Source organism: Streptomyces sp. NPDC007095 (assembly GCF_040634475.1).
Classification (GTDB): Bacteria; Actinomycetota; Actinomycetes; order Streptomycetales; family Streptomycetaceae; genus Streptomyces.
The window spans coordinates 55,040-63,198 of the sequence record NZ_JBEYFS010000040.1 but is presented as its reverse complement, the minus strand read 5'-3'; the positions used below and the strand labels follow the sequence as shown (position 1 = coordinate 63,198).

Genomic DNA, 8,159 nt, shown 5'->3' with positions numbered 1-8,159 from the left:
AAACCCGAACCCGACCCACCCGCCCCACCCGAAACAGGAGAAGGAGAAGGAGAAGGAGAAGACGGAAGAGCGACCCCCTCGCCGTCATCGGTGACGAACTTCCATGTGATGCCCTTGACGAGGCCCTTCTCCAGGGGCGCGAGTTTCTGGAACGCGCTCTGGCTGAGGTCTATGTGGCCGGCGGCGCACGAAGGACACATGTCTTTGACGGGTACGGTGATCGTCTTGCCGTTGTACGTCACCTGGACGGAAACGCCTCGGCACAGCCGGTCCTGGTTCGGGTCGGCGGACGTCCACCACTCGTGGGACACGGCGACGAGGTCCTGGTTGGCAGCGTTGACGACGGTCCCGCACGCGCCGTACCCGCTGTCGTTGTAGTACGTCATCTCGCCGGAGATGTCCTGGGTACCGACCGCGTTGTCGGCCAGTGCCCAGGATGCACCCCCCAGGGCGACGGCCACGAGGGCGACGACGCCGCCCGCGATGATCCGGTTCCGGATGGACACGCTTTCTCCTGCTCGCTCATGGGGCATGGATTCGGTTCTCGGCTCGGAACCCGGAAGCCGGCGGACGGCCCGCCCGGGCCCGCTCGACGAGCCTGGGATGGTCCAGGACGGACGCCGCGCCGGGCCGATCATGGGAGAAGCGGAGCGGACATGGCAGAGGAGGACCGGGCTGTCTGCCCGGCGAGCCACTCTCTTCGCCCTCTCGGCCACTTGCCGGCACCGCCACCGGGTCCGCGCGCTGCCGGATACGGCGGGCGATCTGCGGGGTGAATCGTCAACGCCCTTGCGATGTCGGCGTGTTCGCCGCCGTTCCGTCGTCCTCGTTCTGTGCGACGGACGCCATGTCACCTTGTGCACGAGCTGCCGTACAAAAGGGCAGTGCCCGGCCGGCTGTCTTGCGGGCCGTCAGACGCTCCTGCTGTGATGCCGGTGTCAGGGCGGCATCTTTCCTGGGTGTCGGCAGTCGTCGTGGACAGACCGTGCCGGCAGCCGGGTGAACGCCTGTCGCAGTTGATTCGCCCGTATACCCGTACTTAGGCGTGCGCTGCCAGGACGAGGAGGTGGGAAGCGCATCACAGGACGGGGGTGGGTGTGCACGGCCTTCAGGCTGTCCCTGGCAGGGAGAGACAGATCCGCACGGATGAGGGTCGTCCAGTGACCCCGCGGGCGTCGGCCCGGCCTGCACCGCGTCCGGCTTGTCGGCGGGGCGCGCTCCGCGGACTTTCCGCGTGTCCGTATACGACCACGGCGACCAGTGAGAAGGGCATGAGCGAGACCCCTGACGGGCCCGTAGGTTCAAAGCTGCCCACTGGAGATCACCTGCGGACTACCGGTTCGGGGACGATCCGGGCGACGGCCGGGGATACGGAAGCCTGTAGGCGTACCACTTTGCCGGGCGACGGCCTGTGAGCCGATGGACGACCGGCCTCGGCCCCTGGCGGGCGCTCGTCCCCCGATTCGGAGCCGCGGCCGCATCCGCCGGGCCGGCCGGGGCCGGGCCCGTCTATCTGCTCTCGTCCGACGCCACCGAATCGGCGCGGCTGGCGGCGAGCGTCGACATGCTGAGCGGCGGGGAACGGGACCAGGCAACCGTGGTGGTCCCCCCTGGAGCCGAACAGTCCAGGGGCCTGTGGAAGCAGTTGGCGTCGGTGCTGGAAGAATGCCGCCGGTCCGGGATCGTGGGCGTGCGGCTGCTGTGGGCGGGTGGGGGAGCGGATCTGCCGGGCCGGCCCGCTCCGGCGCGGCGGATCTCGGACAGTTGGCAGATGGACGTCATCGCCCCCGCTGGTCCCGTCGTCGTCGCACCTGGCGGGTCGCTCTTCGCTCCTCCTGAAGCGGGCGGCTCCGGCGGCTGGTGGCGCTTCACTCCCGGCCTCAGTCCCCAGCCCCTGGGGCTACGCCATCCCGTGCCGAGCTGGGAGGACGCGGCGGCACGCCTGACCCTCGACGCCGTCAGGGGCTATGTGGTTGAGCCCGTGCCCGCTGGCGTGCTGATCCGGACACCGGAACCAGTGTCCGATGCAGCACTGGCCGTCGGCGCCTCGATCCCCGTGGACGAGCACCGGCTCGCCGTCGTGGTGGGCATGCCCGGCACGCCCTCGGTTCCCGCCGGAGCGCTGGCCGAACTGCTGGCCATACTGCCCTTACGGGCCCGTGCCGCCGCGCGTCTCGTGCCCGGAGACGGCGGTGATCTCCTGGCTACCTGTCAGGAGACCGCCGACCTGCTCGGCACCGAGGTGGCGGTCGTGAGCGGCCTTCCCGCCCTGCTGGAGAGATTCGACGGCGCCGGGGCCGAATCGGCTGTGGTTCTGATCGGAGCGGACGGCGAGCCGTCGTGGCGGCCCTATGTGGAAGCCGTCGCCTGCCTCCCGGCGCATGGCCGGTCCGCCGTGGCGCCGCGCATTCTCCAGTGGCGGCCTCCCGTCGACGGGCTGGCCGCAGGACCGGAGAGCGGAGTGCTGCTGCTGGATGCACTGTGGCAGGTCTCGGTCACCCGCGCGGGCCTGTGGGTGGGGCCCCGTGGCGGGCGGCCCGAGGAGTACGGGTGGGCACTGGACCCCGAGACCATGGTGCTCGACGTCGGCGTGCCGGGGCAGCGGCTGGACGACGGGCTGTGGCCGGTGCTCGACGCACTGCTGGAGGGGTTGGAGCCGTCCGTGCGTGAGCGGACGACGCTGCAGGTACTCGGAAGCTGCAGTGTGCAGGGCAGACGCCTCCTGCGACGCGTCACCGAACAACGGGGATTCGCCCTGGAGTACGGCGAGGACGTGCCCTCCGGTCGTGGATCCGAAGGCGTCGATGCGAGGCTTCCCGAGCCGGAGCGGCGGCGCGCTCCGGCCCGTTCCGCGCCGCAGGGGACAGCCGGTCACGTCTCCGCCCAGGCGGCGTCACACGAGGAAGCTCACGCTCCGGCGCCCTGGCACGCCTCGCCGATGAGCGTACGGGTCCGGCGAGTGGCCGCCCCGCCCTCACCGGTACCCGACAGTCCGGCCGCTCCCGCTCCGTCTGCGGCACGGGCTCCGAGGCCGCCAGGCTTCACGGAGGCACTCGCCGCGAGCCGTTCGGCGGAGGCTCCGGTCGGCCGCTCCGCCCCGGCCCCCTCGGAGGTCACGCGTACGGTGCCGGTGGGCCGCTCCGTCCCGGTTCCCTGGGAGGCCACGCGCATCGCGCCGGTGGAGGTTCCCACCGGCCGTTCCGTCCCGGCCCCTTCGGAGACCGCGGGTGCCGCACCGGTTCCACCCGTGTCGCCCGAAGTGCCACCGCCTTCACCCGAGCCCACCCAGGTGACCGCTCCGGAACACACGCCCGTACCCACGGCCGCGGCGCGCCGACCCGCTCCCTCCGTCCTCGTCACTCCACTGCACCGGAGCAGCTCTGCCGACCGGCAGGCTCTCCGGGCCCTGGCCGGCGAGCCGTGGTGGCAGTACCTGGCCGAAGTCACCCGTACGTTGGCGGTGACGCCGGGTCTGCGCATGCAGTTCCAGAGCGAGGATGTGCGCGCGGACCTGATCGCGGTGCGCTGCTACCTCACCCTGGATGACGGACCGCTGAGCTGGACCTGGCTGGCGCGGCAACTGGAGTCCGGGTCGGGCGACGCGTTCCCCTTCCTGTCCTGTCTGGCATCCGGTCTGAGACGGCTCCCGTCGTACAGAGGAGTCGTCGTCCGCGATGCGGGCGTCCTTCCGCCGGAGGCGAGGTCGCTGTCGCCCGGGAGAGAGTTGTGCGAGGCGGGTCCGGTCGGCACCTTCGCCTTGGACGGGGCTCCTCCTGCGGCAGCCGACCGGTACCTCATCTGGTCGGTGACCGGCCGGCGGGTGCGCAACATGTTCGCTTCGCCCCCTTGGGCGGGGAGCTCCGACGAGGTCGTCTTCGCTCCCGGTACCCGCTTCAGGGTCCTCGGGACGCAGGGGCAGCCCGGAGCCATGGCGGTACTGCTGCGCGAGGTGGCCGACGGCGACCCGGTCGCCCGCGCCGGTGGGTACGACGCTGAGGACAGGGGCGCCCTGGAACGGCTGCGAGAGGCAGTGGGCCGGTCTCCTGCGGCCGGTGACGCCGCGTCCTGGCCGGCCCGGCTCACGGGACAGCTGGCCGCGAATCCCCCGGACCGGACCGGAAATCCTTGATCACGCCGGCCGGCTCTGTCGGGCCTGACGGAAAACACGACCGCAGAGGAGAAGAACATGTCCGCTGAGCGCAGGACGCCGAGGCGCGGTGCGCCGCCGGAAGCCGCCGAACAGTTGAGGATACGGCGGGCGGTCGTCCTGTCCGCCGCCCACTCCTCCTCGACGACCTCCCCCGGCACTCGGGACCCGGAGCAGCCGGCCTCACGGACGACTCCTGACGGGGCGAGTGGATTGCGGAACTCCGCTGCGCCCCGCTCGGGGGAAGGAGCGCGGCTCGACGGAGGGGAGAGGCACGGTCGGCTGAGGCCGGCCGGACGGGGATCCGGCGGAGAGGGTGGCAGGGCGGAGGGCGTCGCGCCTCCCGGCAACTCCAGGCCCAGCCAACGCCCGATGCTGGCCGCGGCCGCAGTCGCCGGGGCGGTCCTGGTCGCGCTGCCGCTGGTGGTGGACCACAGCGACAAGAACAACGAGACGAACTACGAGTCCTCCGGTCAGGAGTCCGCCCCGCCACAGGCGGTGGGCCCGAACTTCACCCTCGACGTTCCCACCCATCAACCCTCTTCGGGGCCCGATACACGGGCCGCCCGCCCAGACATCGCACCTGAGACCCCTTCCTCGTCGTCCTCGCCACATGCCCCGGCGGCCCCCACCGTAGAGACCTCCCCGCACAAGACCTTCCAGGGGCCCGGTATACGGGCCCCTCATTTCGCCACCGCGCCGGGGGCCCCTTCCTCGTCGCACGCCCCGGCAGCCCTTGCCGGTGGCGCTCCTTCGCACCAGGAGAACCGCAACCTGTCCGGAGGCGGGAGACACGGGGCGACGCCTGTCCTCACGCTTGCGCAGACCCAGGTCACCCGTACTGTCACCCCCACGGTCACTTCCACACACACCGCGCCGCCTCAGGTCATGACGGCACGGAGTGCGAGTGTGCCGGGTACGGCGGGTGTTCAGGGCACGGCGGTTCCTGCGGGTACGGCGGGTGTTCAGGGCACGGCGGTTCCTGCGGGTACGGCGGGTGTTCAGGGCACGGCGGTTCCTGCGGGTACGGCGGGTGTCCAGAGTGCCCCGGTTCCTCCGGGCGCGGTGGTGGCCCAGGGCACGCCGGTTCCTCAGGCCACGGCGGGTGTTCAGGGCACGCCGGTTCCTCCCGGCACGGTGGTGGCCCAGGGCACGCCGGTTCCTCAGGCCACGGCGGGTGTTCAGAGCGCCCCGGCGCCCGACCAGAGGACCACCGAATCCCCGGTCGCGGGCGGTCAGGTCGTCCAGGCCACCCGTGTTCTGGAGATCGGCGCGTCGATCGCGTCGGCTCGGGCCACCCTGTCCATGCAGGACGACGGCAACCTGGTCGTCACCGACGAGAACGGCACGGTCCGCTGGTCCTCCCACACCGAAGGCCGGGGCTACAGGACCGTATTCCAGGACGATGGCCACCTCGTCGTCTACACCCGCGACAACCAGGCGGCTTGGTCCTCCGGGACCGCGGGTCATGACGGCGCGGTGCTGGTGTTGCAGAACGACGGTGATGTGGTGATCCAGCAGGACGGTACGACCCTGTGGGTCAGCGGAACCGCTCACTGAGCACGGCTGGACCGTCTGTGGCGTCGGACGGGTCCGGCGCCACGGACGGGTATGCCAGTCCGGGCGGTTGTGCGAACGGGTCCGGCGTCCTGCTCCGCACCACACCGTCGTCCTCGTCCTTGCGCCAGGCCCGCAGGGCCTGTTCGAGCCGTCGTGCGACCGTCCGTGCGAAGTCGCCCCCACGGGCGGACTCCGCCGGAAGCAGTTCCCGCATCATCACGACCGTGCGCTCGCCCCGCCGGGCTCGGACGTCCAGGACCTCGAACCGTGTTTTCGGCGCGAACAGCACCCTGTCCGGCAACTCCGGTTCCAGCAAGGCCGTGCGATGACCGGTGACCGACCAGATGAGAATGTCCGTGTTCCCCGTTCTGCCGGCATTACCGGTGATGGACGCCGAGCACATGCCGTGCCCGATGACCTCACGGTGTCCCTCGTACCATCTCGTCTCCGCCTCGTCGAGGTCGGTCCGCAGCGCCACCACGCCGTGGTGCATGGGCAGGAGGGCCAGACCCTCGACGGCGTGCGGGGTGGCTGACGGCAGCACCCTGCCGCCGAGGAGCCCGAGTTCCTGCCCGGCATTGCGTCCACGGACGGTGAGCTGGAGACGGACCGCGACGAGTCCGGCCAGGACGGCCTCGGGGGAACGGCCCTTGCCCAGCCCCGGGTTCCCCTGGAGGGCCAGGGCGACGATGGCGGCGGCGTCCTGCGTGGAGCCTCCATTGCTGCGCGGGTGGGCCGCCGGCCGGTCCGGCTCCGCCCCGGGCCCTTGCGGCTGCGGCCCGGCGCCGACCGGTGGGTCTTCGTCGGATGACGGCGGCAGGGCGTCCGTCTCGGCGCGTGCGGCCTGTGCAGTCCACAACTGGCTGGTGGTCATCACACGCACCTGGGAACCGGTCTCCCCGGAGAGGCGCCGGACGACATCCTCGGCCAGCTCCCACAGCCGGGGCAGCGACTGAGGGACGCTGTCGTCGCACAGCACCATTTCGTGGTGAGGGTCTGCGGGAGCCGTGCGCATCTCTTCGGCGTACGGCGGTTCGAGGAAGGGGCGTATCCACAGGCCTGCGGGGAGGACTTCCAGCACCACGTCGGGCCCACCGCGGTGAAGGCCGGGGCGGAGCATCGGCAGGTGGTCCAGGGGCCAGCGGTGGTCCGCCACGAGGAAGGGATGGGCCTGCCCTCCTCCAGGCTCCGGCGGGAGGTGGAGGAACTCGCGGGCGAAGAGTGGGCGTCCCAGCGCCCCGTGCTGCTCCACGAGGAGTACCTCGCCCTCCGGCGCCCGGCCGACGAGGGGGTCGCTGGTGGGAAAGCCGTTGTACACACGCACCGGCTCGCCGGTCATGGTGGCCAAGGTCTCGCCGAAGGAGTGGCCCTGGGGCGTCCGTACCCCTCCGAAGAGCACGAGACGGATCGCGGGTCTGGTCTCCTCCGGGAGGTCCCGCCAGAACAGGGCGATGTCCTCCGGCGCCAGTTCCGGCGCACCGGGGGTGCCGACCACCACCGTGGGCGCGTCGCTACGGCCTTGCAGATGCGCGGCCAGGTAGCCGCGGTACCGGTGCTGGGCGGCGTCCTCCCGCGCCGGGTGGATCCACACCCCGGCGCCCACCGGTTCGGCGACGACGGACTCTCCCACCGGCCGGGGGCGGTCCGGCAGGGTCTCGTCCCAGGCGGGTTTGGGAAAGCGGCGGGACACGTAGCGGACCGGTCCCTCCGGCGGGCAGAGCACCCAGCCCCGTCCACGGTCCGCTCCGATGAAGAGGGCGCCCCCGGCGGACGGGAGCAGGACGCCGTCCGGTACGACCACGTCCAGTCCCAGCAGCCCGGCCAGCCGCCGTCCCGCGGCGGCAGACCCCTGAGATGGCGTCCTGCCGAACACCACCCGCAGACCGCGGGGCCCGGCGGGGACCGCGCGTGTCACCGCTTCTGCCACCGTGTCCAGCGCCGAGTCCTCCGGGAGGTCCACCACCACCAGGGAGTACTCGGGGTCGGTCGCCAGGCCGGCGGCGAACAGCAGGGGTCGGCGGTCAGGGCCGCCGGAGGGGTGGACCAACCAGGCACCGCCGACCCGGCGCACCGTCAGATCGGCCGTGCGGGCACCGTGCGGCTCGGCGGGTTCCACGGATCGGGCCCGCGGTGAGAGCCAGGGGAGCTTTCTGCCGGCCGCACCGCCGCCGGTCCTGTTTCTCAAGGTCAAGTGCCTGTCTGCCACGGCCCGAAGCTGCCGTACCCGGTGACGGCGGCGCCGTCGTTGCGAGGGCCGGGACCGCCGTCGACGGCAGCGTGACACGATGGCCGGATCTCGACTGATCCGGTCACCTGACTGCGATTCATCCGCGGAATCTCCGTTGTGGTGCTGTGGGTTACCTCATCTGCAACGGAACCGTCTCCCCCCGGCGTGACGTCCGGGCCGATGATATAGAAATCGACCATGGCCGACGCTGTCGGTGCGCCGCCG

At 71.7% G+C, this 8,159-nt stretch carries 5 protein-coding genes; 2 read left to right on the top strand and 3 right to left on the bottom strand.

All coding sequences use genetic code 11. The features are described from left to right. Window positions 1–506: cysteine/serine endopeptidase inhibitor (locus tag ABZ656_RS16365; protein WP_360268539.1), on the bottom strand; the 506-nt coding region annotated here is incomplete at its 3' end. A 905-nt stretch (window positions 507–1,411) separates the two neighbouring features. On the opposite strand from ABZ656_RS16365, the gene ABZ656_RS16360 reads away from it, so the two are divergent. After that, window positions 1,412–4,129 (top strand): hypothetical protein, encoded by a 2,718-nt coding sequence (locus ABZ656_RS16360; protein WP_360268536.1) that lies wholly within the window; start codon window positions 1,412–1,414, stop codon window positions 4,127–4,129. A 390-nt stretch (window positions 4,130–4,519) separates the two neighbouring features. Then, a complete protein-coding gene (locus ABZ656_RS16355) occupies window positions 4,520–5,707 on the top strand; it encodes a hypothetical protein (RefSeq protein ID WP_360268533.1) in 1,188 nt (395 codons plus the stop codon). Here ABZ656_RS16355 and ABZ656_RS16350 read toward each other — a convergent pair. Next, window positions 5,688–7,892: a hypothetical protein gene (locus ABZ656_RS16350; RefSeq protein ID WP_360268530.1), complete on the bottom strand. Its 2,205-nt coding sequence runs from the start codon at window positions 7,890–7,892 to the stop codon at window positions 5,688–5,690. The genes ABZ656_RS16355 and ABZ656_RS16350 overlap by 20 nt on opposite strands. A 2-nt stretch (window positions 7,893–7,894) precedes the next feature. Continuing rightward, a complete protein-coding gene (locus ABZ656_RS16345; protein ID WP_129592193.1) occupies window positions 7,895–8,134 on the bottom strand; it encodes a hypothetical protein in 240 nt (79 codons plus the stop codon). Window positions 8,135–8,159: the final 25 nt, after the last annotated feature.

Coding starts and splice junctions, on each gene's coding strand:
- ABZ656_RS16355 (WP_360268533.1), top strand. CDS start 4,520: ATGCTGGCCGCGGCCGCAGTCGCCGGGGCGGTCCTGGTCGCGCTGCCG.
- ABZ656_RS16345 (WP_129592193.1), bottom strand. CDS start 8,134: ATGGTCGATTTCTATATCATCGGCCCGGACGTCACGCCGGGGGGAGAC.